Source organism: Phycisphaeraceae bacterium, from assembly GCA_019636735.1.
Taxonomy (GTDB): Bacteria; Planctomycetota; Phycisphaerae; order Phycisphaerales; family SM1A02; genus VGXK01.
In genome coordinates this window covers 1-26,164 of record JAHBWY010000005.1, presented here as the reverse complement: position 1 = coordinate 26,164, position 26,164 = coordinate 1, and the positions used below count along the sequence as shown (strand labels likewise).

Here is a 26,164-nt window from a genome sequence, read left to right as displayed (position 1 = left end):
ATCAGGCACCTCCTCAGCGGCCCGCTAGCGACCGCGTCGCGTGGCGCTCGTGCGCTTCGAGGAGTTGCCCCGAGGCGCAGAAGCGCCCTTGCCGTGACTCGGACCGCGCGACCCATGCGATCCAGGTCCCTTCGTGCCTGATCCCTTCAGGATCGAACCGAGGTTGCCGAGGCCGCGGCCCTCGCGCGAGTGATGGGTCGCCTTCGACTTCCACGCCGCGCGGTCGGGATCGGCCGCCGACTTCGAGTCGCTGCCCGCGCTGGAAGCCGCCGACCCTGCGGAGCCGCCGCCGCCACCGCCTGACTCTCCCGCGCTTGACGCACCGGCTGCTCCTGTGCCCGACGAACCATGAGACTCCGAACCACGCGCCCCGGAGCCACCGGTTTCACCGGCACCTGCTGCCGCGGCGGCGCCCTGGCCCGCGCGTGCTCCGGTGCCACTCTCTGCGCCGACTCCACCCGGCCCGACCTGGCCGCCCTCTCCGCCAGCGCTTCGAGTCAAAGCCCCCAACCCGGGCTTCGCCCGCGCGTCGCCGCCTGAGCCGCCACCCGCAGGGTGACATGCACATCCGCTGCCGCACGGAACGCCGCCGCCCGAAGCCGAGTCGCTCGATGAACCCGCCACGATGATTCCCATGCCGCCACTGATCAATCGCTCAAGCGCCTGCTTGCCGCACTCCGGGCACTTCTTGAGCACAGGCGCCGACATCGCCTGAAACTCTTCGAATGTGTGGCCGCACTTGCCGCAGCGATACTCATATGTAGGCATGGATCAATCTCTCGGTGGATGGTGATGTTGAGCGTGAGTGACGAAGGGGGCCGAGTTCACGGTGGTCCGCTTCGCGGCGCTCCGGCTCACGGCGCCAGCGCCACCTTCGCCGCGCGGAGAACGGTGTCGCCAAGCCGATAGCCGGGCTGAAACACCACGCTGATTCGGTCGCTCTTGACACCCTTCGCGGGTTGACGCATGACCGCTTCGTGCTGATGCGGGTCGAACTCATCGCCCGGCTTCGGCTGGATCGCCTCGATGCCGGACTTGCCAAGCGCCTTGACCAGTTCCGCTCGGAGCATCGTCAACCCCTCGACCGCCTTCTCCGCGCTCATCGACTCCTTCTGTCCAAGCGCCAGATCGAGGTGATCGATCACGGGGATGAACTGCCTGGCGGTCTCGGCGGCGCCGGATGTGCGGGCTCTCGCCTCGCTCTCGAGCGCTCGTCGCTGCGAGGTCTGGTACTCGGCGATCAGGCGGAGCCGCTGCTGCTGCGCATCGGCGAGATCGCGCTCCAGTCGCTCGAATCGAGCTTCGATCGAGTCCACGGCGGCACCCTCGCTCTCGGGCGACGCATCGCCGTGCGAGCAGCCGCAATCGGGACCGCACCCGCCAGTGGGGTCGCGCTCCTCGATTGAGTCGTTGTGGTCGTCGGTGCGGGAATCAGGCTTGGGCCGTGCTGCGCTCATGGGTCGTGTCTTCAGTGCGTGTTCGTGGAGTCCGACATGCTGGCGGCGTGCACTTGTGCATGCCGCGCCATCACTCAACTGCCTGCGAAAGTGTCCTTGATCTTCTGCCAGAAGCCGGGCTCGGGCTTCTTCTTGACCGTCACCGACTCGGTCGCCGCCAACTCCTCAAGCAAAGCCCGCTGCTTCTCGTTCAGTCGCTTCGGCACCACCAGATGGGCCATGCACACGAGCGCTCCGGGGCGGCCGCTGCGGAAGTTCGGCAAGCCTCGGCCTGCCACGCGAATCACATCGCCATGCTGCGTGGCCTTGGGAACCTCGACCTGCACCGGACCATCAAGCCCATCGAGCGTCATGGTGGCGCCGAGCGCCGCCTGCGCAAGACCGATCGGCAGAACCGTGACCAGGTCGTCTCCATCGCGCTCGAAGTCGTGATGATCGCGGACTCGAACCACGACATGCAGGTCGCCGCGCTGGCCTGCGCCGTTGGTGCCGGCCTCCGGCGCAGGCGGCTCGCCTTCACCCTGGATGCGGAAGATGGTGCCATCCGCAACGCCTGCGGGAATCTTCACGGTGACGCGCCGCCGCACCGAGGTGCGGCCGCTTCCCCGGCACTCCGTGCAGTGCGCGGTGACCACCTTGCATCGACCGCGGCAGTTGGGACAGGTGTTCACCATGCGGAACATGCCGCCAAAGCCGACCTGCTGCACCTGGCCATGGCCGCTGCATGTCGGACAAGTCACCGGCTCGGTGCCGGGCTTGGCACCGCTTCCCGTGCAGGTCCCGCAGACTTCCAGCCGCTTGTAGTCGACCTCGCGCTCGCAGCCCGTCAGGACCTCCTGCAGTTCGACCTCGACCTCGGTCTCAAGGTCGTAACCGCGCACCTGCCCGCGCCGCGCGCGAGCTCCACCGCGCCCGCCCATGCCTCCGCCAAAGATCTCCTCGAACATCGAGAAGATGTCCTGCACATGCATGGAGCGGAAGTCGTGACCCGGCGTCTGCCGTAAGCCCGCGTGGCCGAACTTGTCGTACCGGGCGCGCTTCTCCTCGTCGGAAAGCACTTCGTATGCCTCGGCGCACGCCTTGAACTCCTCCTCTGCCTTGGCATCACCCGGATTGCGATCCGGGTGGTACTTCATCGCCAGTCGGCGATAGGCGCGCTTGAGATCCTCGGCGCTCGAGGTGCGCTCGACGCCGAGAATCTCGTAGTAGCAGCGTGTGGTAGGCATGACCCTCTGAGACGCGCCCGAGTCGCGAGGTGACCGAGCGGCGAAGCCGCCGAGGAACGATCAAATGGCGACTCTCCGTGAAGCGAGTGTGCGGCGAAGCCGCTACGGAGCGCTCAAACTAGCTCACGCTTCCCGTGACCGGCTCCGCGTCGTCCTTCAGCTCCGTGATCAGCACATCGGTCGTCAGCATGAGCCCGGCCACGCTTGCGGCGTTCAGCAGCGCCGTCTTCTCGACGAGAGCCGGGTCGATGATGCCCGCCTTCACCAGGTCCTGATACTCGCCGGTCGATGCGTTGAAGCCGAAGGCGCCCTTGCCCTCGCGCACGCGCTCGACGACGAGATCACCGTCGATGCCGGAGTTCGACGCAATCTGCCAGGTGGGACGGGTGAGCGCCTCGGCCACGATGTCGAAGCCGAACTTCTCGTCGCCCTTCGCGCTGCGTCGTCCGGACTCAAGCGCCTCGATGGCGCGGATGAAGGCCACGCCGCCGCCGGGCACATAGCCCTCCTTCGCAGCGGCTCGCGTGGCGTGAATCGCATCGTCGACGCGATCCTTCTTCTCCTTCATCGCCGTCTCGGTGGCTGCGCCGACATTGATGACGGCGACGCCGCCGGTCAGCTTGGCGAGCCGCTCCATGAACTTCTCGCGGTCGTACTCGCTGGTCGACTTGTCGTGCAGCGTCTGAATCTGGGCCGCTCGGGCCTCGATGTCCTTCTTCTTGCCGGCGCCCTGCACGATGACGGTGTCATCCTTGGTGACGATGAGCTTCTTCGCGGTGCCGAGCTCGTTGAGCTCAACATCGCTCAAATTGCGGCCGAGATCCTCGGCGAAGAAGGTGCCTCCGGTCAGCACGGCGATGTCACCGAGCATGGCCTTGCGACGATCGCCGAAGCCCGGCGCCTTCACCGCGCAGACCTTCAGGACGCCGCGAAGCCGGTTGACCACCAGCGCCGCGAGGGCCTCATTCTCCACCTCCTCGGCGATGATGAGCAGCGGCTTCTGGGAGAGGGCCACCTTGTTCAGCAGCGGGAGCAGGTCGGCCAGGTTCGAGATCTTCTTCTCGTGAATGAGGATGAGCGCGTTCTCGAGCACGCACTCCGCCTTCTTCGGATCGGTCATGAAGTAGGGGGAGAGGTAGCCCTTGTCGAAGGCCATGCCCTCGACATACTCGAGGGTCGTGTCAGCGGTCTTGCCCTCTTCGACCTCGACGACGCCGCTGTGACCGACCTTGTCGATCGCCTCGGCGATGAGCGCGCCCAGCTCGGTGTCGTGGTTGGCGCTGACTGTGGCGATCTTCTCGAGGTCCGCGCGACCCTTGCACTTCTGCGCCGACTCGATGATCGCATCGGCTGCGGAGTTCGCGGCCGCGTTGATGCCGCGCTGGAGCGCCACGGGATTCGCGCCGCTTGCGACGAACTTCAGCCCGCCATTGAAGATGGCGGCGGCGAGCACGGTCGCGGCGGTGGTCCCGTCTCCGGCCACATCGGCCGTCTTCTTCGCGACCTGGTGCACCATCTTGGCGCCCATGTTCTCGAAGGGGCAGGGGAGCTCCACTTCCTTGGCGACGCTCACGCCGTCCTTGGTGACGCTGGGCCCGCCGTAGCTCTTCTGCACCACGACATTGCGGCCCGTGGGGCCCATGGTGACGGCGACGGCCTGGGCGATCTGGTCGACACCGCGCTTGAGCTTCTGCTGGGCATTGGCGCGGAAGTTGAGTTGCTTGGTAGTCATGGGTGTGGCTGGTGAGGTAAGTCGTGCGTGTCGAGCGCGTGAATCATTCTGGTCGATCGAGACACCGTGAAGCGAGTGTGCGGCGGAGCCGCAACGGAGCGCTCAACTCTCGATCACGCCGAGGAGTTCGCTCTCGCGGATGATCATGTGCTGGGCATTCTTGATTTCGATCTCGGTGCCGGCGTACTTGCCGAAGAGCACCGTGTCGCCCTTCTTGACGAGCATCTTCTGACGCTCGCCGTTCTCAAGCAGCTTGCCCGGCCCCACGGCCAGGACCTTGCCCTGCATCGGCTTCTCCTTGGCGGACTCCGGCAGGTAGAGGCCCGACGAGGTCTTCGACTCGGGCTCAACGGGCTTGACGAGAATGCGATCTTCGAGGGGTCGAACAGTGGACATGGCGAATGCTCCAGTGAAGTGTGCTTGCAAATGCCGTGAGGCGTTGGGTGCGTGGTGTGCGAGGTGCGCTGGTGATCGGGTGACCGGCGGAGTGGCGAGTGAATCGTGGGCGCGGCGAGCCGCGGGCATCAGAAGCCCATCCCGCCCATGCCTCCCATGCCACCCATCCCGCCCATGCCGCCCATTCCACCCATGCCATGATCGTGGCCGTGGGCGGGGGCATCATCCTTGGCCTTGGGCGCCTCGGTGATGATGCAGTCGGTGGTGAGCAGCAGGCCGGCCACGCTCATCGCGTTCTGAAGCGCGGCGCGATCGACCTTGGCGGGCGTGATGACGCCGGCCTTCATGAGGTCCTCGTAAGTTCGAGTGAGGGCGTTGAAGCCGAAGTGGCCGCTGCCTTCCTTCACCTTGGCCACCACCACGGAGCCCTTCTCGCCCGCGTTCTCGGCGATGGTGCGGAGCGGGATCTCGAGCGCCTCGGCAACGACATCGACGCCGAACTCCTCGTCACCGACACACTTCTCGCGGGCCTTCTCGAGGCTCTTGAGGGCGCGAACGAAGCTCACGCCGCCGCCGGCGACGACGCCCTCGGCAACGGCTGCGCGGGTGGCGTGCAGGGCGTCTTCAACGCGTGCCTTCTTCTCCTTCAGCTCCGCCTCGGAGCTGGCGCCGACCTTGATCTGCGCCACGCCGCCGGCGAGCTTCGCAAGTCGCTCCTGGAGCTTCTCGCGGTCATAGTCGGAGTCGGTCTTCTCCATCTCACGACGGATCTGCTCGCAGCGGCCCTTGATGGCGCTGGTGGCGCCCGCACCTTCAACGATGGTGGTGTTGTCCGCGTCGATCACGAGCTTCTTCGCCTGGCCGAGCTGCTTGATCTCGATCTTGTCGAGCTCGATGCCGAGGTCCTTCATGATCGCAGTCGCCCCCGTCAGGATCGCAATGTCCTCGAGCATCGCCTTGCGGCGGTCGCCATAGCCCGGCGCCTTCACCGCGCAGACATTGAGCACGCCGCGGAGCTTGTTGATGACGAGCGTCGAAAGCGCCTCGCCCGTGACATCCTCGGCGATGATCAGGAGCGGCTTCTTCGCATCCATGACCTTCTCGAGGAAGGGCACCAGCTTGGTGATCGAGTCGATCTTGTCCTCGTAGACGAGCACGAGAGCCTTCTCGAGCTCAACAAGCATCTTCTCGGGGTCAGTCACGAAGTTCGGCGACAGGTAGCCGCGATCGAACTGCATGCCTTCGACGACATCCACGAAGGTGTCGAGGCCCTTGCCCTCCTCGACCGTGATGACGCCATCCTTGCCGACTCGCTCGAATGCGTCGGCCATGATCTTGCCGACGGCGGTGTCATTGTTGGCTGAAATGGTCGCGACGCTCTCGATGCCGCCGTTGACATTCGCGACGGGCTTCGACGAGGCCTTGATGCTCTCGACCACCGCGTCAACTGCCTTGCGCATGCCGCGCACCAGCGTCATCGCATCGACACCCGCAGCGACCTGCTTCAGGCCCGTTCGGAAGAGAGCTTCGGCGAGCACCGTTGCGGTGGTGGTGCCGTCGCCCGCGTCGTCGGAGGTCTTGCTGGCGGCCTCCTTCACGAGCTTCGCGCCCATGTTCTCAACCTTGTTGCGGAGCTCGATCTCCTCGGCCACCGAGACTCCGTCCTTCGTGACGGTGGGTCCGCCCCAGCTCTTGTCGAGCACGGCGTTGCGGCCGCGGGGGCCGAGCGTGCTCTTGACGGCGGCGGACAGCTTCTCGACTCCCGCGAGCAGGGACTTGCGGGCATCGACATCGAATGCGAGTTCCTTGACGGCCATGAGCGTGACTCTCCGAGGGGTCGCTTGGGGTTGAACCGAATCTGGATCAGTCGGCAGGGGGGAACAAATCGACTCGCTTCCGGGACCGCATGGGGCGGGGGGAGGCGTCGCCGGAGATGAGGGCATCGCCAGCGAATCAAAGAAGAAGCAAACGGCTTGCCAAAGTGGAGCCGGTGATCCCCGATCGTGGGGCGTGGCTGGCGCGCTCGGAGGGCGGTTCGAGCGGCGGAAGCATGGGGCCTGCGGTGACGCGCCCGCTCGCTCCTGCCATGATGGCAGACGCCGCGTTGCCCCGCGTGGTCCTGCTGACCATGGCCCTTCAAGGCCGCGGGTCGTGGACGGTCGAACGCGGTGCCTCGCCCTCCACCATGGATTCAATGGTGACGGCAGGCGACATGAGGCTTCGGGCGATCCACCACGCGTTCATGACCAGGTAGAGCAGCCCGAGCCCGAGCACTGCGGCGCTCGCCACCGTCAGGAAGACCGCCAGCGTGTGCAGCATCTCAATACGAAGCGAAGCCATCATCGGAACGGCCGTTGAGAAGACGAGCACGCCGCCCGCGGCGCCGACAAGTGCGTCAACACCCTGGCGCCCCTGTCGCCCTTCGCGCCACTTGCGCGAGCGCTGGCCGAGGATTGAGAAGAGTGATCGCAGCCCTCCGAGCGGTGCCATCGCGCAGAGCAGTTGCCACGCCGTCGTGATGATGAGAACGAAAGGGTCGGGGAACTGATCGGGGGCGCGCCACCCGAAGGCTGGCGGAATGACGAGCACCGTGATCGCCCAGAGAAGAAGTCCCACCTGGAGCGCCACCCGGCGGCGACCCCACTCGGCACGGAGCAGCGCTTCGCGGCGAGGCGCAATGGCGAGTGACGCGCCAAGCGCAATCAGCAGAAGCGCTGCGGCCATCCACCACCCTCGCGCGAGCCAGAGCGCTCCGAGTGGGCCCGGTTGGTCTCGAAGCTCCTGCACCAACGCGATCGCTGGACCGATGAACTGCACGAGAACCGCCGCAGAGATCGCCATCATGGTGACCATGAGTGCCAATGCGCAACGACCGGGCCGCGACAGCCGCACCATCTCCCGAAGACCGGGATCGGCTGCCATCACAACCGATGCCATCGCCGCCGCGCCGCACTCGGGGCAGCGACCAAGCACGGAAAGTCCGCGCAGTTGATAGCCGCATCGACGACAGGAGAGATCCTGGGTGATGGGAAAGTCGGTGGAAGTCACGAGGCGAACACCATGAACGACGGGGGCGCGATGCGCCTCGGCAACGCCAGACGAATCGCTGACGCGGCGCTGACCTCTCGATGCCGACTCCGGCGGCGAGCGGATCTGCGCGAGCAGCGTATACTCGGCTCCCTTCCATGGAGCAGCTCGCGCGCCTCCGACAGAACGTGACGAGCGTCTTCATGGGCAACGCCCAGGCCGTGGATCGTCTGCTGGTCTGCCTGCTGGCCCGGGGGCATGTGCTCATCGAGGATGTCCCGGGCGTGGGCAAGACCGTGCTGGCCAATGCCCTGGCCCGCAGCGTGCGCTGCTCCTTCAACCGGATCCAGTGCACGCCCGACCTCCTGCCCGCGGACATCACCGGAACGAGCGTGTTCAATCGTCAGACGGGGATTTTCGAGTTCCGAAGCGGCCCGATCTTCGCGAACTTCGTGCTGGCCGACGAGATCAATCGCACGACGCCGCGAACCCAGAGTGCGCTCCTTGAAGCCATGAGTGAAGCCACCGTGAGCGCGGATGGCGCGGTGTATGAGCTCCCGCGTCCCTTCATGGTGATTGCAACGCAGAATCCCTATGAGTTCGAGGGCACCTATTTCCTGCCGGAGAATCAGCTCGACCGCTTCCTGATGCGCGTGTCGCTCGGGTATCCGTCGCCCGATGATGAATCGCGCATCCTCCGAACGCAGCCGGGCCGCACGGTGCTGCGTGAACTTGCACCTGTGATGAGCGCCGACGAAGTCCTGGCGCTTCAGGAGGAAGTTGACGCGGTGCGCTTCGATCAGTCGCTTGGCGACTATGTGATTGCGCTCGCCTCGGCGACGCGCGAACATGAAGAGCTTCAGGTCGGCATTTCGCCTCGCGGCTCGCTCGCCCTGGCGCAGGCGGCCAAGGCAACGGCGTTGCTGGCGGGCCGTCGTCACTGCATCCCCGAGGATGTCGTCTCCTGCGTCCTGCCGGTGTGCGCCCATCGCGTCATCAGCAAGACCTACATGCACTCCGGTGACACGATGACCACGCGGCGCATCATGCAGCAGGTCCTCGAGACCGTGACGAGCCCCGCGTGACCTCGCGAGCCCGGCTCGAGGTCGGCGACGACGGTGCAGAAGCGTCAGGAGAGTCGGGCGCGTTAGAAGAGCAACCGCAGTCCCGCGACGATGCCGATCCGCATCTCAGGGCGATCGCTGACCCGCTGATAGACGGGAATCTGAACGCCGAGTTCGAAGGCCCATCGCGGCGCCTCGATGAGCAGGCCCGGACTCAGGAAGATCTGCCAGTCGGCATTGGTCTCGTAGGTGGTGTTGATCTCGCCCACGGCATACCACGCGGCCTCGTGAAGTTCGCCGTACTCCTCGGGATAGACCCGGAAGAGATAGGAGAGATCGAGTTCAAGCAGATCGGCGCGCGTCTCTCCGGCGAGCAGGGGATCGAAGGCTTCGCCGGTATTGAAGGTCCACTTCACGGCAGCGCCGAGCCCGTGACGACCGAAGATCCCGGTGAACGCTGCGCCGACATAGGGATCGACGGAGCTGCTGCCAAAGCCATTGGTTCCAGTGGGAATCTCAAGACCGACGAGGAGCGCCAGGCGCATCGTGTCGACCGGCCCGAGGTCCGCGCGCCAGACGCGCAGCTTGAGGCCGAGGTCGAGATCGCCGAGTCCGATCGCGTGGTCGTCATATGAAGGACGGATCGAGTCCGCCAACGAATCGGCGCCGACGCGCTCGTCGGAATTCATCTCGCGTTGGAAGAAGGGCAGGGTCGCCTCGACCGCGAGTTCCGGGAGAATGCCGTACGCCGCCATGAAGCGATACTCGAGCAGCCATCCCGCCTGGCCGGGGGGTGACTCGTTGCGCTTGAAGTCATACGCGCGGAATTGGAATCGTGTGACGAGCGCGCCGGGCGATGGAAGCGTCGCGGCAGGGGCGTTGATGGCCTCCTGCGCGTCGGCCTGGTGCACAAGCGCGGCGGCCACGACGGCCACTCCGATGAATGGCGTTCGAGTCATGGGTCACGCTCCTCGCGGCGAGGGGGTCATCGGAAGCGGCTCGATGACTGGCATGTTCGGCGGAAGAGCGGCGGCTGGTCCCACGCCAAGGAAGGTGAGTCCCGCTGCTTCAACGGCGCGTCCGAGTTGCGCGGGCGAGGGGTGCGGCGTGCGGTCGAAGCGCACCATTACGCGACCATGCCTCATGTCGATGTTCTCCACATGAACACCGGGAATGCGCTGGAGTTGAACATCGACATTCGAGGCGCACTTGGGACATGCGAGTCCGGCGACGGCAATGGCCGCGTGTGACTCTGCGACGGGCTCGTGAGACGCGTACGCGAGTGCGGAACCGGACGCCTGCTCTGCTGAGGCGCCCGAAGATGCTTGCGGACTTGCGCAGCCGACAATGGCAAGACTGGATGCGGCGATCAGGAACGCAGTGACCGCGCGGCAGCAGACAGGAACGCCAGCGCGGCGCGTGAAGCGATGAGTGAGCATGAACTGAACTTTCGAGCAGTGCCTTGGTGCCTGCGAAGTGGCACCGCGGCGGGGGAACCGGGTGTGGAAAGGAGACGGCCCCCTCACGACCGCCGGGTCGCGAGGTCGTCATCGGGCGCAGCGGGCGCGCACCGATGGCGCGGGGTGCACCGCTAGGTTCTCAGGATGCCGCTCTGAAGAAGAATGGCTCGGCCGCCGCCAGCTCGCGCCACGGCGTCGTTCCAACAAGCGCCGCATGCGAGGAGAGGCGCGGTCGCAATGGCCGCGATCGACGACACCGAAGTGGTCGCCGGTGCCGGCAGGTCAAGTCGTGAACCGCGCGGAGCCGCCGGTGTGGGCGGGGCGGGATCCTCACTGCCTCGCTGCGGTGCACGGACAGCGCAGAGGCAGGAGCCCGGAGCGCAAGTGCACCCCTCGCCGCAGCAGGTGGGTTCATCGTCGATCAAGGAGTGGTCGCGATCGCCGCTCTTCGCACACTCTGTCGCGATTGAGCTGCGTCCCGTGTCGACAAGGTGCGAGACCGGCAGGACCAACACCATCGCCGCCGCGAGAAGCAGGCTCTGGAGAAGGGTTGCACGGAGAATGCCCGTCACGACCCCCAAGTGTAGTCACCGGCTCGCCGGGTTCGATGGCTCGCCTGTAACTTGACCGTCATGGCCGAGCGGGCGGTGGTGCTTCTCTCTGGCGGCATGGACTCCGCAGTGGTGCTGGCGGAGATGCGGCATCGCGGCTTCGGATGCGTGGCGCTCTCCTTCGATTATGGGCAGCGACATCGTGCGGAGCTTCACGCGGCCCGGCTGGTCGCGGAGGCGCTCGGCGCCGAGGAGCATCGGATCGCGTGCATTGACCTCCGCGCCTTTGGTGGTTCTGCGCTGACATCGGACATTCCGGTTCCAAAGGACCGTCTCGGTTCAGCCGAGGAGGTTCCCATCACCTATGTGCCGGCGCGAAACACCATCTTCCTCGCCCATGCCCTCGCGCTGGCCGAGGTGTGCGGAGCGCGGAATCTCGGAATCGGCGTCAATGCGATTGACTACTCGGGGTATCCCGATTGCCGACCGGAGTTCATCGAGGCCTTCCGGACACTGGCGAATCTGGCCACCCGCGAGGGAGTCGACGCCGCCGCGCGCGGCGAGCCGTGGCTTCGCATTCACGCGCCACTCCTTGCAATGACCAAGGGCGATGTCGTTCGACGCGGGTTGGAGCTTGGGGTCGACTTCGGCCTCACCTTCAGTTGCTATGACCCGAAGCCGACTCCTGGCGCTCGGCTCGGAGTCGTCGCCTGCGGGCACTGTGATGCATGTCTCCTGCGGGCACGCGGCTTTGCTGAGGCGCGCAAGATCGACCCCGGTTTTGCGTGATCGGGCGAAGTCGCATGCCGAATTGATGCCTCGAAACGGCGGTGAATCCCGCCCCGCGCGAGTCGACCCCTGACCTACTCTTCACGCATGCCAGTGGAGTGGGAGACTCTTTCGACGCGCGTGGCGACCATGCTTCGAAGGGCTGCGGCGATCCTGGAGCAGCAGCCCCAGTTGATCGACCACCTGCTCTCCGAACTCGAGTCGCGGCTCGACGCGATCGAGGCGAGTGATTCGCAGGAGGTGATGGTCGCGATCAAGCCGGGCAGTGAGAATGGACGCGCTGGCGCCGACGGTGCTGATGCCGCGTCCCCACGCGCGGCTGCGCACAAGCCGCACGCTCACGCCGGGCCCGCGCTCGCTCTCACGCCCATGCCGGACGCTCAGGCCGCGCCCGCACTCACTGTCACACCCAAGCCGGACGCGGTCCGCATCGAGTCTCTCGATCAGGAGGCGATCCGTGCGATGTTGTCGATCCAAGACAATCTTCCAACCCGTTCGGCTCCGAAGGCGTCGGTCACCAGCGCGCCGAAGGAGTCGAAGATCGCGCATCTGGCGGCTGAGTGGTCGAACTCGGCGCGGGCAATCCGGAGCATGGAGGTCCTGATCCAGGGGGTCCGTCGCGCGGGTCTCCAGAAAGGAACGGTGTGCGTCTTCAGCGACTCCGCACTCCTGAGTGCGCTCGAGACGGCCGATCCGACCCTGGGGCGCCGGGTGGCGCGCGCCATCGAGCGGCTGCGCGGCGAATCGGCCTCCCTCTGGCCTCTGGACATTCGCAACGAACCTCCCACCGGGCTGCTCGTCAACACCGAGCGAGCCTATGCGGCCCTCAGGCTGAGCATGGAGATCGTTGCCGACGAACTGAAGTCGCTGCCGCGTTCGGTTGACTCGCTCGTCAAGGTGAAGGGCCAGGCCCGCGAACGGCTGGCCGAGGCGGTCAAGCTCGTCGCGGAAGCACAATGCATGGTCAGGTGCGCCGTCTCGGCAATCCTGCTCGGACCCTTGGCCACGGGACCGCGCACTATTGGATGTTGCTCACTCCAGGATCGGGCTCACGCGGCGCTACGAGAGTTGGTCGCGCTCGACCAACTCGCCATTCGCATCGATCAATGGATGCGGATCGACGATGTTGTCTCGGCGGCCGGCGCGTCGAAACTGCAACGACGGCTTCAACGCTTTCGTGACTCGCTGCGGCGAGAGCGCGAGGGAGTGGCACTGCTCCCCGAGTCCGAGGTCGATGATGATGGCGATGACTCATCGCCCCCCAAAGCAAGCCGCTTCGAAAGTGTGGCCGATGCGGTGGCCGAGGCGGATCGTCTCTTTGCGGGTGGCGGCGATGCGCCTCTTCTCTTCCTCGATTCAGCCCATGAGTCGGCGGCCGACTCGCCCTTCAAACGGCCCGATGAGGCGTTCGAACTGCTCTCGGCGCTGGCTGACGCGGCCAAGCGATGGCGCGACGCCAACGGCTTGCTTGGGCGCTCCTTCGCCTCGCTGCTTGAGGAGAAGGGCTATGGCGAGAAGCCGATCTCACAGACCGCCGCGATCCGCTATGGAAGCGAGTACATGTTCGACTATGCGGGTGAGAAGCGGCTCTTCGAGCTTCACTGGACGCTGGGATCGCGGAACCCCAACACCTGCATCTCGATTCACTGGTTCCGCGACCCGGAGACGCGACAAGTGGTCGTCGGCTACTGTGGTCGACATCTCTCGAACACGAAGACTTGATGGCGTCCGACGCGGAGCCCGCCCGCGCGGCGTGAGGGTGTCGGGCGTGCATCGAACGCGCGGTATCCAGGAGCGCGGAAGCGGGGATGTCGGTTCCGCGGAGAACGGCATCGCGCTTCAATCACTTGAGGAGTGTCCATGAAGGGCAAACGGGCCACATCAAGGCGATCGGGGGGCGCGAGTCGCGGGGACCGCGTGAGGGGCCGGGCGGCACATCCCTCGACCACCACCAGCGCCCTGCCGCGCACGCTGCTGCTGCTGGGCTCGGGCGAGCTCGGCAAGGAGTTCGCCATCAGCGCGAAGCGCCTCGGGTGTCGGGTGATCGCCGTCGATCGCTATGCCGGAGCACCGGCCATGCAGGTGGCGGATGCATCCGAAGTGGTCGACATGCTCGACGGCGCCGAGATTCGGCGGGTGGTGGCGACCCATGCGCCGGACTTCGTGGTTCCCGAGATCGAGGCCATTCGAACCGAGGCGCTCCTCGACCTCGAGCGCCGCGGAGTCGCGGTTGTCCCGAGTGCCATGGCCGCGCACCTGACCATGAATCGAGATGCGATTCGCGAGGTCGCGGCGCGCGAGCTTCGACTCCCCACGGCGCGATATGGCTATGCGACGAGCGCAGAGGAACTTGAGTCGATCATTCTTGGCTCTGACGGCCCCGGCGATGGGCGAATGCCGGGCCGGGCGCGACGCGCTGCCGGCGCCGTGGCTTCGGCACGAGTGCCGCCGGGCCAGACTCGGCGTACAGCGCGGGGGCACGGTCCAATCGGCCTTCCATGCGTGATCAAGCCGGTCATGTCGAGTTCCGGCAAGGGGCAGTCAGTCGTGCGACGAGCAAGCGAGATCGACGCGGCATGGCGGTACGCCATCGAGGGCATGCGCGGTGACAAGGCGGTCGTGATCGCGGAAGAGTTCATTGACTTCGACTACGAGATCACGCTGCTCACGATCAAGCAGCGGCGCGGGCGCACGCTCTTCGTTCGGCCGATCGGGCATCGACAGGAGCGCGGCGACTATCAGGAAAGCTGGATGCCCTGTCCCATGCCTCCGCGACTTGTGCGAGCGGCCGAGCGCATGGCGAAGCGCATCACCGACCGCATTGCCGGCCCGCAAGGCGCGGGACTCTTCGGCGTGGAGTTCTTCGTCGCCGGCGATCGCGTGATCTTCAGCGAACTCTCGCCTCGACCACATGACACCGGCATGGTTACGCTCGCGTCGCAGGACCTGAGCGAGTTCGATCTGCACCTTCGCGCGATTCTCGGCCTGCCCATCCCGCGCATCGCGTACGGCCCGCCGACCGCGAGCGCGGTCATTCTTGCGACGCTCGATTCGGTTCCGGGTGCTTCCGCCGACGGTGCAAAGCTGTCGCGCCGTTCCCTCCGAGGGCGTCGCGCGGGCTCAGCGACAGAGTCGAGCGCCACGCCGCGCTATCACGGGGTTGAGAAGGCCCTGGCGCTGCCAGGGGTGGAAGTGCGACTCTTTGGCAAGCCCATCGCGCGGCGATTTCGACGCATGGGTGTGGTGCTGGCGCGTGGGCGCACGGCAGAGGCGGCGCGCCGCCTGGCCACTCGCGCTGCGGGCATGATCCGAGTGAAGGGATCCTGAGCGCGGGTCAACTTCGCCGGCAGGCGGTGGTGAATGGCCGCCAGACCCGTTGACACGCCCCCCCCAACTACGATGCGTTCCTCGATGTTCAACCATCTCCGATCGTCCCCTGAGGGGTGAACATGCGAGGCTTTATCATGCTGTCAACGGCGCTGGCCTCGGTGGTGGCACTGGCGGTTCAGCAGATGAGCGAAGCGGTCGAGACCGGCCCCGAGCAGGGTCATCTGCTCGCGTCGTATGCGCAGCTCGACCCTGTCGAGGTGCGGGCGTGGACGGACCTCATGCGGTGGATCGGCAGCGAGCCCCTGGCCCACGGGGCGCCTTCAATGCTCCCGTGCGGAGCGTTCCAACCCGGCGTCCTCACCCCGGAAGCCTGGGACAACCTCATTCGGTCGATGGGTATCGCCACGGAGCACCGAGCGAAATTGACGGAGGCGTACCTCGCGTACCTCGCCGCGTACAAGCGCATCGTCGAACAGGATCTCATGCCGCTCACGGCCCGGGTGGGACCGCTCGCACCGGGAGTCGCCGACGGGGAGCTCGCGGAGGTCCTTCAGGCGCAAGAGTTGGTGCCGAGTGGGTTCGCGATCAACCGGAAGTTCCGGCAATCTCGAGAGCAGCACCTTGTGAAGGCGCTGGAAGCGCATGCGGAATCGCGGGAACAACAGTGGACGGTCGATCGCGTCCGATTTGCGCTTGAAGCCGGTGATCAGGCCGATTACCCGGACTACTTCGTCTACCTCTCCAGTTTCAACGCCGACGCGTTCGTGCAGCGATCGCTGGAGTCACTGAAGGGCGATCACCGCGCTGTCGCGGAGGAGCGCCTCGCTGAATACCGCCGGCGCGCGAAGACGATCCTGGCTGAGCGGGAGCAGGCGCACCTGGTTGGAAACCTCCGACACGCGCAAGCCATCGCGGAGCACCCCCCGGGATCGCCCGAACGGTCCAGCGCCATCAGACAGTCGGGACTGGCGTCGCACTCGGTCAACGCCCGCCTTCATGCGCTCAACATGGCCACCGTTCGCGAGATCGGGGAACTTCTGGGCAGCGATGAGGGTGCGCGGCTCATGGCCGAGTTCGAGCGAGTCGCCTTTCCGCCCGCCTATCCCGACCCGACGGACCTCTCCACGATCATCGAGCGCGTCAAGGTGCTGGCGGGGCCGGAGTGGGAGGTGCCGCTCACGGCGATGGCCGTGGATGCCGCGGCGCGGCGAGGCGTTGTCTCGCGCCGAATGGCGGAAGCCTATGTGGTGCAGGTCGAGGACTTCACTCTCATGCACGGGGCCGGTGATGGATACTCAAACTACCTTCGAACCATCTCGCGCCTGGCGTCTCAGAGGATCATGATTTCGCGCGATCTCATCGGGTTCGTGCGACATGCGCTTGGCGATCACCCGCGGCGCGAGGACATCGAGCGCGCCTGCGCCGATGGCGAGGCTCAGCTCGACGCGGCGCTGACCTTGCCTGCATTCCCGGGACAGCCGACCTTGCTGAAGCTCGAGCCCGATCGCCGCCTGTCACGCCTGACGGGCTTCGCCGATGGACGGGAGATCGAGATCCCGTGGTGACCGGGGAAGAACGGGTCGCGGGGGGCGCCGTGGACGGCGCACGCCCGACGATCATCGATCAGACATCGAGGTTCTTGACATCGAGCGCATGGCGCTCGATGTAGCTGCGGCGCTGCTCGACATTCTCGCCCATCAGGATCGAAAAGAGCGAGTCCGCCTGGCTCGCGGCCCCCCAGTTCACGCGGAGCAGCGTGCGCCGCGCGGGGTCCATCGTGGTCTCCCAGAGCTGCACGGCCTCCATTTCACCGAGGCCCTTGAAGCGCTTGACCTCGATGCCGCGGCGCCCCACTTCGAGGAGCGTCTTCAGAATGCCGGGCACATTCGCCGCCTCGACGAGCTCCGACGGCTTGCCCTTTTCGCCTTCCACGATCCACCCGTAGCGCGTGGGGAGCTTCTCGCCGGTGACGGCCTCCTCCTGCACCAGGGTGTAGTCGTCAATGGAGACACCCGACTTCGAGAGCTCCGTCATGAGCCGCTCGAGCTCGCGGTTCTCATGCAGCGTGCGAATCTGGGCGGAGCGTGCGGCGGGGGCCACGCCGTTGACGGCATGTGAATCCGAGCCCGCAGCGGAGGGCGCGCCCGATGCGTCCGCAGCATCTGCCGCACCGCCGAGCTCATCAAGAAGCAGGCCCTTCTCCTGAAGAATTTCGCGCGCCTGGTCCTCACTGAAGCAGAGAGCATCGCCCTCGTGCCAGACCACCTGGTGCGTGGGAAGACGGCGCTGGCCCGTCGGGTCCTTCTCGCGCGAGTCAAGCAGCCGGGCAAACGGAATCCCGCGAAGCTGCGCCACATGCGCCAGCTCCTCCAGTCGCTTGAGCACCCGGACCACGCGGCGCACCTCCTCGCCTTCGACGCGGTCGACGACTTCGCCTCGATCGTCGCGCATGACGAGGACGGCGCTCTTGAGCGCCAGATCGATGAGCACCTCGTTGAAGCGCTCGTCGTTCAGCACATATTCGACGCTCTTGCCACGGGCCACCTGGTAGAGCGGCGGCTGCGCGATGTAGATCCGCCCCTGTCGCACCAGCTCGGGCATCTGCCGGAAGAAGAAGGTCAGGAGCAGCGTGCGGATGTGGCTGCCATCGACATCGGCGTCGGTCATGATGATGATCCGACCGTAGCGGAGCTTCGAAATGTCGAAGTCCTCGCCGATGCCGCACTGCAGCGCCTGGATCAGCGTTCGGATCTCCTCGAAGGCGAGCACCTTGTCGAGGCGCGCCCGCTCCACATTGAGCAGCTTGCCGCGAAGGGGAAGGATGGCCTGATGCACATGATCGCGGCCGCCCTTGGCGCTGCCGCCTGCGGAATCGCCCTCGACGATGAAGAGCTCGGTCTTGTCGACCTCGTTTGATGAGCAGTCGGCGAGCTTGTGCGGCATGCCGCCGGAGTCGAGGGCGCCCTTGCGCTTGATGAGCTCCCGCGCCTTCCGCGCTGCTTCGCGAGCCTCGGCAGCCAGCTTCGCGCGATTGACGATGCCCTTGGCCTCCGAGGGGTTCTCCTCGAGCCACGCGCCGAGCTGCTCCGACACGACCGTGACGACGAAGCCTTCGACCTCGGGGTTGAGGAGCTTCTCCTTCGTCTGGTTGTTGAAGGTCGGGTTCGGCAGCTTCACGCTGATGACCGTGGTCAGCCCCTCGCGAAGATCGTCGCCGGTCGGAACGAGATCCTTCTCCTTGAAGAGATTGGCTCGCTTGGCGTAGCCGTTGATGGCCGCGGTCAGCGCCCGGCGGAATCCTGTGACATGCGTGCCGCCATCGCGGTTGTAGATGTTGTTGCCGAAGGGGAGGAGCGTCTCCGCCATCGAGTCCGTGTATTGCAGCGCGATCTCGCAGCGGACTCCGCTCTCGGGGTCCTCGCGGCGCACGGCGATGACGGGGCTGGTGGTCGACTTCGATGCATTCAGGAAGCGGACATAGCCGGCGAGCCCGTCGTCGGCGTGGAACACTTCTTCGCGCTGATGACCATGCGCGTCGACGCGCTCATCCAGCAGGCGAATGCGTGCTCCCGGGTTCAGGAACGCCAGCTCGCGCAGGCGATGCTGAAGCACCTCGAAGCGAAGCGTCGTATCCGGAAAGATCTCCGGGTCGGGACGGAACGAGATCTTCGTGCCGTTGCGGGTCGCCGCCGACTTTTCGGCAACGACATGAAGCGGCTCGGTCACCGCGCCGCGCTGGAACGCGATGCGCCAGGTGCGACCTTCCTTGACGACTTCGACCTCGGTCCACTCGGAGAGGGCGTTGACGCACTTGACGCCGACGCCGTGGAGACCGCCCGAGACCTTGTACGCGCTGCCGCCGAACTTGCCGCCCGCATGCACCTCGGTCAGGATCACCTCGACGGCGGGGCGGCCGTCGATCGCCGGGTTCTCGTGCTTCATCGGATCGACGGGCATGCCTCGGCCGTCGTCGATCACCGTGCAGCTGCCGTCGACACCGAGCGTGACGGTGACCATCGAGGCATGGCCCGCCATCACCTCGTCGATCGCGTTGTCGACGCACTCGTAGACGAGGTGGTGGAGACCCTCCATCCCCGTGCCGCCGACATACATGCCGGGTCGCTTGCGGATCGCCTCAAGGCCTTCGAGGACCTGAATGGACCCGGCGTCATAGACCTCTCCGCTCGCTGCCGAGGTGGCATCGCGAGGCGAGGTGTCCGGCCGATTCGCGTCAGGCTTGGGGGCGGCGGCTTCGGCCATGGGGGAGCGACGGGAAGCGTTCATTCGAGGTGCCGATGGTCCATGGCGTGGGGGTATTGTCGGGCCCCGCCAAGGGCCCGAAACGCATCACCACGAGCGAACTGCGACAGTGTGTCAACGGATCGTGGATTCTAGCCGAAGGTGACACTCAGCGAGAGGAACGGCGTATTCTTGGAGCGGCTCCCGCCGAGGGGTCGATAGTCTCGTTTTCAGGGAAATTGCATGGATCAGCCCCCTCGACCGCAGCCCAACGAACCTGCTGTTCCACTCACGCGACGCGCGCTGCTTCTGCGCGGAGTCCTCGGCCTTGGAGGCTTGGGCGCGCTGGCGCTGAGTGGCTGTGCAACCAGCCGGACCGGCGATCTTCCGGGACCCATCTGGCCCGACCTCGACACGGTGTGCGATGTGCCGCCGCCTCCGCCATTGGCCCAGCCCGCGCCCACGCCAACAGTGCAGACCTTGCCGAACGGAGTCCTTCCGCGAAGCCAGTGGGCTCGCGCTGAACCGATCTGCTCGCTCATGAATCCCATGCGGCCCGTCAGGCACATCACTGTGCATCATGATGGGCTCACACCCTTCACCTCCACGGACCCCGCGTCGACCAAGGCCCGCATCGAGATGATCCGCAATGGTCATCGCGGCAATGGGTGGGGCGACATCGGATACCACTTTGTGATCGACAGGGAAGGGCGCGTCTGGGAGGGTCGGGCCATCAACTGGCAGGGCGCGCATGTGAAGAACTGGAACGAAGGCAACCTCGGCATCTGCTGCCTCGGGAACTTCGAGCAGCAGTCGCCGAGCCCTGCGCAGCTTGCCGCCCTTGAACGCCAGCTCAAGGTGCTCATGCAGATGTACGGCGTGCCGAAGGCGCGTGTCATGACCCACCAGGAGTGGGCTGGCGCGAAGACGGCATGCCCAGGTCGGACGCTCCAGGCCCAGATGGTGACGATGCGAAAGGGCTCGCGCCTGGCGTGAGCCTCGCCTGAGGGCGCGTCAGCACGCCGACGCTTCGATGTTCATTTCCACCCTCATCGCGATCAGCATGGTGGCGGTGGGAATTCTGGTGTGGCGCGCTCTCCGCCGCCAGGAAGAGGGTGACACGGTCTTGCAACGCCGATTCAAGGCCGACGACCGCCGGGCAAAGGCGGCGCGGGAGCGCACCTCGCGGGATTCGTGAGGGGCTTCACGCATCGGCAGGGGGCGTGACGCGATCCCCGAAGGGCCATCGCCAAAGACTGAAGACGACCTGTCAGGAACTCGGGGGCGCTCCGCTACTGTGGGTGCGGGGTCCCTGCGTGGGGATTCATCCGCCGTGCTCAGCGGTCGAAGCCGCTTGCCAATCCTCAGCCCAACGGAGGCTCGTGATGACTCGTCTTCCTGCATGGCTCGTTCAACCGTCGGTCAAGGGACTCTGTTCATGCCTTGTCGCCAGGGCACTCGCCACGCTGCCTCGCGGTGGCGCGGCTTGGCTTATGGCCGTCACGGCGGCACTGCCGCTCGCGCTTCATGTCGAATCGGCCGTCGCACAGAACACCTACAGCGGGTGGACCTATGTGGAGGACGATCGCCCCGAGCCGTTTCCGGGCGACCGGAATCTGGCGCTCTTTGATGAGATTCGCGTCACCCTCTCGGCATCACCTTCGGGACCCTTCGGAATCGTCCCCGAGTCCAGCAGCGTTCCAGGCGCCACGGCGGTGCTCCAGGGCCCGGGGGCTGGATTCACCGTCAAGTTCGGGTCCGGCGTCGTCGTAGGTGACACCTTCACCGTGCAGTTCAATGCTCCGGGTGGCGTTCAGTTCGTGAAGGCGGACTTCTTCGCGGCTGGCGGCGCAATGCATGTCGCGACGATGGGACCTGACGGAATCATCAAGGCGCTCAACGGGGCAAGGATCGGCGAGATGCTCCAGGCCATTGCCGCGGCCATTCCGTTCGGCGCCGCCTGGGGCATCGTCGACCGGATTCACGAGTGGGGCTTCTCGCTTCCGTTGAACGACTTCAATGTGATGGCCGGCTTCTACGCCCCAGACGCCTCATTGCTTCCCACGGTCGGAACCTACGCGCTCTATCGAAACCTTCCCTACAACCCGGCCAATCGCAATGCACCGATCATCAGGAACTACTTCAGGCATGCGTTTCTGCCGAGCCGACCGCTCATGATGCCACTGAACCTGGGTGCGGTCCATTTCACCTTCAGCAACGACTTCAACATGGCCTCGGCCAACGGCCTCTACACCTTCCTCTTCTTCGGCGATGGATGCGGCAACCTGGTGTTCGGGCTTCCAACGGTCAAGCACGCCCGCTTCACCTTCGTCTTCAAGCGCACCCCCGGGCAGCCATGGATGATCGTGCAGCATCACTCCTCGAGCAATCCGATGGATAAGAAGCTGAAGCTGGGTAGGTGCTCGATCTCCTTGGACACACGATTGGGGCTTCGAAGGAGAATGCCCCGATGCCACGACACCACCGCAGATCCTCACCGGACGCGAAGCGAGGGCGCAGCCCGACCGCAGCGTCAGGCGAGCGCGCCGACAAGGGCCGATGGAGCTCGCGTCGAAAGGCCGAGCTCGTCCTGCGCCTGCTGAAGGGCGAAGCGCTCGACACGCTCTCACGCGAAGTCGGCGTCTCGACCGCACGGCTCTCCCAATGGCGCGATGACTTCCTCGCCGCCGGACAGTCCGGTCTCCAGAGCCGAGAGTCGGACGAGCGCGACACGCTCATCCACGATCTCAAGGCCAAGCTTGGCGACCAGACCATGACGATCGAGCTCCTGGAGCGCAAGATCGAGCACCTGGAGGACGGTCTCCGCCCTCCGCCGCGGAGGCTCTCGTCATGAGCGAGGCCAGCTCTCCCTCCGCGAATCGTCCCTACGGCCTCGCTCGCGTCTGCCGAGTCTGGAAGCTCCCGCGCTCGACCGCGCAGCTCATTCGCCGACGGCAGAGTCAACAGACGCCGCCCATCGCGCCAGCTCGCCGCGGGCCACGCAGCGCGCTCACCGACGAACAGATCCTCGCCGGCATCCGCACCGCGCTTCAGGATTCGCTCTGGGTCGGCGAAGGCCACCGCAAGGTCTGGGCCTATCTCCGCCACGCAGGCATCCGCACTCGACGCGAGCGCGTGCTCCGGATCATGCGCGAGCACGATCTGCTCGCGCCGTCGCGCCGAGGAGCGCCGCCCGGCCCGCGCACTCACGACGGCTCGATCATCACCGATCGTCCCGACTCGATGTGGGGCATCGACGCCACCGGCACACTCACGCTCGAAGGGCAGGCCACCATCTTCATCCTCGTCGATCACTGCACCGGCGAGTGCCTGGGCATCCACGCGGCGCGACGCGGCACGCGCTTCGAAGCCCTCGAGGTCGTCCGCCAGGCGGTCCGCACTTCCTTCGGAGCATTCGCGCAGGACATCGCCGCACCGGCCGGACTCAAGCTCCGCCACGATCACGGCAGCCAGTTCGTCTTGAATGCATTCCAAGAGGAGATCACCTTCCTCGGCATCAGATCGAGCCCCGCCTTCGTGCGAAGCCCCGAGGGCAACGGCTGCGCCGAACGATTCATCCGCACGCTCAAGGAGCAACTGCTCTGGCTGAGACGCTTCGACTCGGTCGAGCAACTCGTCCGAGCCCTCCACGACTTCCGCCGCAACTTCAACGAGCGATGGATCTTGCAGCGCCACGACTACCTCACGCCATCGCAGGTCCGCGCCAAGCTCCTGCCGCTTGCTCAGGCCGCCTGATCCTCAACCCAATACCCCAATCCTCTTGTCCAAGACACCAGGGCCGCTACAAACCTGCGCCGCCGCGTCAAGCGCGCTCAGGCGCTTCGACTTCGCCGCCTTGGCAGGCTTGGCGGGTTTGGCGACAGTGGCGGACTTGGCCTTCGTGGCCTTCGGCTTGGTGCTGGCCTTGCCCTTCGCAACAGGGGCCGCCGTCGCCCCCGTGGTGGCTCTGGTGGCCGCCGTGGGCGTTGCCTTGGCCGTCGGCTTCGTCTCGCGCTCCTGCGCCATCGCGCGCTCGCTGGCCGTCGCGCCGTCGGCGGGCGCACGCCTTGCCGTCGATGTGCAGCCGTCAGACACCGACGATCCAGCAGTCTGGACCGGGATCGCGACCACTCCGATCATGCCCGGCAAGTTCGGGCGCGTCTGCCTCTCCGGCGTGACCCAGGCGATCGTCGTCGTCACCGACGACGAACACACGACCGGGCGACTGGCCAACGGCGAACCGTACCTCACGAGCGCCGTCGCCGGGCCGGCCTCGATCCTCTGGCGCGAGAGCGGAACGGGCACGAAGAAGGCCCTCGTCGCTCTCGGCATCGGCGCACCACCGGGAATCGTCGCAAGCGGGCAGATCGTGGCCGTCACCGAGGCCGAAGACGAAGCGACGCTCGGATTTTTGGGCTACATCGTCAGGCGACATCAGAACGCCGCAGTGGACCTCTTCGCCGCAGGCGGCACCACGATCCCCTGCGTGAACTCGTTCGAACTCTCGAGCGATCTCCAGGACCAGGTCGCCGAGTCGGTGCCTGGCGGAAGTGTCTCCCTTCGCAGGCTTCCGACAGGCACGCTCGTCGGTCCCATCGTGAAGCTGCCGATGCCCGCTGAACTCGGAGAGTTGTGGATGTTCACGATGCCGAACGGTGCTGGCCATCAAGCGCCGCCTGCCGTGGGCCAGGTGCCCGCGAGGGTGGTGGCCCCCGAAAGTGCCCCCGGGAATGCGAGCGGCGCGGCCCACTGGCCGACCGACGAAGTGCTGCCCCGAGCCCCGGAACGCTGTCGGGCCTTGACCATGCCGCGCCAACCACAATCTTGGAGCAGCATCTCCCGCCCCCGGAAGCGCCCGGCTGAGCCGCAAGGTTCGCCGGGCGTTGTTGTTGGGCAGCCCAGAATCGGCGCGGATTTCCTCTTGACACCAAGGCCGGTCGGGTTATCTTCCAAGCATCCCGGTTTGATCGCCGGGCCGCGCCGTGGGGAAGCGACGCAACTGTTCGACCGTGGGCCATAGTTGCGGGGTAGAACATCATGGATTCATTTGAACAGGTGAGCACGGAGCCCGCTGTAATGAGTAGCGCGCCTCGTCGTGGCGGTAACCGCTATTCCAACCGCCATGCAAGGGGCGCACTTCGGTCGTGCGTTCCGATCTTGTGCATTCTCGCCGGAGCCTCCATCGAGCGCGATACCGCGGCGCAGGTGACTCCCTGTTGTTGCTGGGACCAGGAGATCACTGCGGCGTGCTTAGTTGTGGATGGGGGGCCCGGCGTGAACTGCGGTTCGTACTCCTGCCCGCACAGAATCGTGATAAATGAGCAGCACAGAAGACATGTACCGGCAAACAGCGGCCTATCTGACTGGGAGCCGCTCGATGAGTCCGCATCCACATGCCGAATGCAACTCGCAGCGTGCTCGCCTCCACACGGCTGTGTGATGACGGCGGTGATTCAAACTGTATACATCGTGCAGACTGGGCCGATAGGCGACCCATGCGGAGGATGAGCCAGCGCCATGATCGCCCTCATCATCTGCACTATCGCAACGGCGTTTGCAAACTGCGACAACCCAAAGACGCTGCGAAGCTATGCCACACCGGGCACCGCGTCCGTGAGCGTCGTCGCCATACCCGTCGAGCGGACGTTGACTCGGGTCGAGCTGGAGAAGTGGCAGTCGCGCTTCGGTGCTACGACGGACCAAGCCAAATTCATCGAGGCTCGTTTCGACGAGTTCGTGCTCGAGCACGACAAAAGGATGGATCGGCTCGTGCCACCGTTTCTTGCGGCAGGAGCAAGCCTGTCGGCGGCCATGCAACAGTACGGCTACGGATCAAGCGAGTTCGCTGCGGCAGAAGGCGAGTCGTATCGCCAGCTTCGAGTCATCATGAATGAGGCGGAGCGGTTAGAGCTTCGCTTCATCGATGCTTGCGCAGTAGTGCTCAGTCCGGAGCAGCAGAAGTGGATCACGCGTCTGCGGGCGGCCGCGTCTCGGAGGAAGTCGTTTGCCGTTCCTGCGTACAGTCGGTGGCTGACGATCGACCTGTGCCCGATTGTTGAGCAGACGCGATTGGCATTCAATGACGGGCGTCAGTGTGATGCAGTCGACGAACTGCTGGAGTCGTATGACCAGGAACGCACGAAACTGCTAGCACGGTGGTCAAAGGTCTGGCTCGACGGTGCGCCACAGCTTTCGCGGCAGTTCTCATCGAGGATTGCAGAGGGACGCGAGGACGGCGAGCCACACCGCGTTTGGGCCGCGCGTCTGTCGGCGGTCAAGAGTATTCGTGCGCTGCATCTTCGGACATGGGACGCGCTCGTGAACGCGCTTCCCCCCACCGAGACAGCCGAACTCAAGAAGAGAGTTCGCGAGGCCCTCTATCCCGAATTATACCCTGATCCAGACGCTTCCATTGCAGTTCTTACGGCCGTTGCCAGCGACGAGGGGCTGCCCGCCGATCGTCGGGAGAGCGTTCATGGCGTGATTAGTGTTCTCGAGCATGAGTACGCCAAGGAATGTGCAAAGCTCGAGCTCTTCTGTGACGCGTGGGAGGACGAACTGGAAGGCGGAAGCACTGCAGTCACCCCACAAGGCCTCCCACATGCTCTCAAGCCGCTCCTGGCGGAGCGAAGGAGGATCTCACGCGACGCTTTACGACGCTGCGAGGAACTCGTCGGAAAGGACTTGCTGAGCAGGTACAGTATCGGAGTAACACGCGCGTCCGAAGCAGCGGGCCCATAGAGGCCGTGCCACAGCGAGGCCGAGGACTCGGCTGCCTGCATTCGCATGTCGACGACGATCGCTTCACGGCACTGAAGGTTGGGGGCAGCTGTCTCCAAAGCACCGAGTCGCAACCTGCGATTGTGTTCGCAGCACCCGTGTTCTGGGTAGGC

At 65.7% G+C, this 26,164-nt stretch carries 21 protein-coding genes and 1 pseudogene; 11 read left to right on the top strand and 11 right to left on the bottom strand.

Going from position 1 to position 26,164, the window contains the following annotated elements; all coding sequences use genetic code 11:
• Positions 1 to 24 precede the first annotated feature (24 nt).
• From KF724_08115 to KF724_08085, 7 genes are all read right to left on the bottom strand, one after another.
• Complete coding sequence (locus KF724_08115) at positions 25 to 768, bottom strand: zinc ribbon domain-containing protein (GenBank protein ID MBX3355647.1); 744 nt, start codon at positions 766 to 768, stop codon at positions 25 to 27.
• A gap of 86 nt (positions 769 to 854) precedes the next feature.
• A complete protein-coding gene (grpE, locus tag KF724_08110) occupies positions 855 to 1,457 on the bottom strand; it encodes a nucleotide exchange factor GrpE (GenBank protein MBX3355646.1) in 603 nt (200 codons plus the stop codon).
• 74 nt (positions 1,458 to 1,531) lie between these two features.
• Positions 1,532 to 2,683: a molecular chaperone DnaJ gene (gene dnaJ, locus KF724_08105; GenBank protein MBX3355645.1), complete on the bottom strand. Its 1,152-nt coding sequence runs from the start codon at positions 2,681 to 2,683 to the stop codon at positions 1,532 to 1,534.
• Between the two features lie 118 nt (positions 2,684 to 2,801).
• Positions 2,802 to 4,415: a chaperonin GroEL gene (gene groL / locus KF724_08100; GenBank protein ID MBX3355644.1), complete on the bottom strand. Its 1,614-nt coding sequence runs from the start codon at positions 4,413 to 4,415 to the stop codon at positions 2,802 to 2,804.
• A 102-nt stretch (positions 4,416 to 4,517) separates the two neighbouring features.
• The gene (locus KF724_08095; protein ID MBX3355643.1) at positions 4,518 to 4,811 is read right to left on the bottom strand and encodes a co-chaperone GroES; all 294 of its coding nucleotides are present in this window, start codon (positions 4,809 to 4,811) and stop codon (positions 4,518 to 4,520) included.
• Positions 4,812 to 4,939: 128 nt separating this feature from the next.
• Positions 4,940 to 6,628 (bottom strand): chaperonin GroEL, encoded by a 1,689-nt coding sequence (groL, locus tag KF724_08090; protein MBX3355642.1) that lies wholly within the window; start codon positions 6,626 to 6,628, stop codon positions 4,940 to 4,942.
• Positions 6,629 to 6,947: 319 nt separating this feature from the next.
• On the bottom strand, positions 6,948 to 7,859 hold the full coding sequence (locus tag KF724_08085; protein MBX3355641.1) for a hypothetical protein: 912 nt from the start codon (positions 7,857 to 7,859) through the stop codon (positions 6,948 to 6,950).
• A gap of 137 nt (positions 7,860 to 7,996) precedes the next feature.
• Between KF724_08085 and KF724_08080 the strand changes: the two genes are divergently transcribed.
• Positions 7,997 to 8,923, top strand: a complete 927-nt coding sequence (locus KF724_08080) for an AAA family ATPase (GenBank protein ID MBX3355640.1) — start codon at positions 7,997 to 7,999, stop codon at positions 8,921 to 8,923.
• Between the two features lie 62 nt (positions 8,924 to 8,985).
• Here KF724_08080 and KF724_08075 read toward each other — a convergent pair whose 3' ends face one another.
• The 3 genes from KF724_08075 to KF724_08065 form a co-directional block, all read right to left on the bottom strand.
• Complete coding sequence (locus KF724_08075) at positions 8,986 to 9,861, bottom strand: transporter (GenBank protein MBX3355639.1); 876 nt, start codon at positions 9,859 to 9,861, stop codon at positions 8,986 to 8,988.
• Positions 9,862 to 9,864: 3 nt separating this feature from the next.
• Positions 9,865 to 10,341 carry a heavy-metal-associated domain-containing protein gene (locus KF724_08070; protein MBX3355638.1) on the bottom strand — a complete coding sequence of 159 codons (477 nt, stop codon included), beginning with the start codon at positions 10,339 to 10,341 and terminating at the stop codon, positions 9,865 to 9,867.
• A gap of 152 nt (positions 10,342 to 10,493) precedes the next feature.
• On the bottom strand, positions 10,494 to 10,934 hold the full coding sequence (locus KF724_08065; GenBank protein ID MBX3355637.1) for a hypothetical protein: 441 nt from the start codon (positions 10,932 to 10,934) through the stop codon (positions 10,494 to 10,496).
• Between the two features lie 60 nt (positions 10,935 to 10,994).
• Here KF724_08065 and queC point away from each other — a divergent pair, with 60 nt between their 5' ends.
• From queC to KF724_08045, 4 genes are all read left to right on the top strand, one after another.
• Positions 10,995 to 11,702, top strand: coding sequence for a 7-cyano-7-deazaguanine synthase QueC (gene queC / locus KF724_08060; GenBank protein ID MBX3355636.1), 708 nt, complete (start codon positions 10,995 to 10,997; stop codon positions 11,700 to 11,702).
• A gap of 87 nt (positions 11,703 to 11,789) precedes the next feature.
• Positions 11,790 to 13,424 (top strand): hypothetical protein, encoded by a 1,635-nt coding sequence (locus KF724_08055; GenBank protein ID MBX3355635.1) that lies wholly within the window; start codon positions 11,790 to 11,792, stop codon positions 13,422 to 13,424.
• Between the two features lie 138 nt (positions 13,425 to 13,562).
• On the top strand, positions 13,563 to 15,029 hold the full coding sequence (locus KF724_08050) for a phosphoribosylglycinamide formyltransferase 2 (protein MBX3355634.1): 1,467 nt from the start codon (positions 13,563 to 13,565) through the stop codon (positions 15,027 to 15,029).
• Positions 15,030 to 15,151: 122 nt separating this feature from the next.
• Positions 15,152 to 16,597 (top strand): hypothetical protein, encoded by a 1,446-nt coding sequence (locus KF724_08045; GenBank protein MBX3355633.1) that lies wholly within the window; start codon positions 15,152 to 15,154, stop codon positions 16,595 to 16,597.
• A 58-nt stretch (positions 16,598 to 16,655) separates the two neighbouring features.
• Here the strand turns inward: KF724_08045 and KF724_08040 are convergent, their stop codons facing one another.
• Entirely contained in the window at positions 16,656 to 19,292 is a 2,637-nt protein-coding gene (locus KF724_08040) for a DNA gyrase subunit B (protein MBX3355632.1), read from the bottom strand.
• A gap of 222 nt (positions 19,293 to 19,514) precedes the next feature.
• Between KF724_08040 and KF724_08035 the strand changes: the two genes are divergently transcribed.
• The 6 genes and pseudogenes from KF724_08035 (at position 19,515) to KF724_08010 (ending at position 26,012) form a co-directional block, all read left to right on the top strand.
• Positions 19,515 to 20,267 carry an N-acetylmuramoyl-L-alanine amidase gene (locus KF724_08035; protein MBX3355631.1) on the top strand — a complete coding sequence of 251 codons (753 nt, stop codon included), beginning with the start codon at positions 19,515 to 19,517 and terminating at the stop codon, positions 20,265 to 20,267.
• Positions 20,268 to 20,304: 37 nt separating this feature from the next.
• On the top strand, positions 20,305 to 20,469 hold the full coding sequence (locus KF724_08030) for a hypothetical protein (protein MBX3355630.1): 165 nt from the start codon (positions 20,305 to 20,307) through the stop codon (positions 20,467 to 20,469).
• Between the two features lie 187 nt (positions 20,470 to 20,656).
• Entirely contained in the window at positions 20,657 to 21,874 is a 1,218-nt protein-coding gene (locus tag KF724_08025; protein MBX3355629.1) for a hypothetical protein, read from the top strand.
• Positions 21,826 to 23,027, top strand: a pseudogene (locus KF724_08020) (IS3 family transposase). The gene KF724_08025 and the pseudogene KF724_08020 overlap by 49 nt, the downstream one beginning before the upstream one ends.
• A 25-nt stretch (positions 23,028 to 23,052) precedes the next feature.
• Positions 23,053 to 24,291 (top strand): hypothetical protein, encoded by a 1,239-nt coding sequence (locus KF724_08015; protein MBX3355628.1) that lies wholly within the window; start codon positions 23,053 to 23,055, stop codon positions 24,289 to 24,291.
• Between the two features lie 497 nt (positions 24,292 to 24,788).
• On the top strand, positions 24,789 to 26,012 hold the full coding sequence (locus KF724_08010) for a hypothetical protein (GenBank protein MBX3355627.1): 1,224 nt from the start codon (positions 24,789 to 24,791) through the stop codon (positions 26,010 to 26,012).
• Positions 26,013 to 26,164 lie beyond the last annotated feature (152 nt).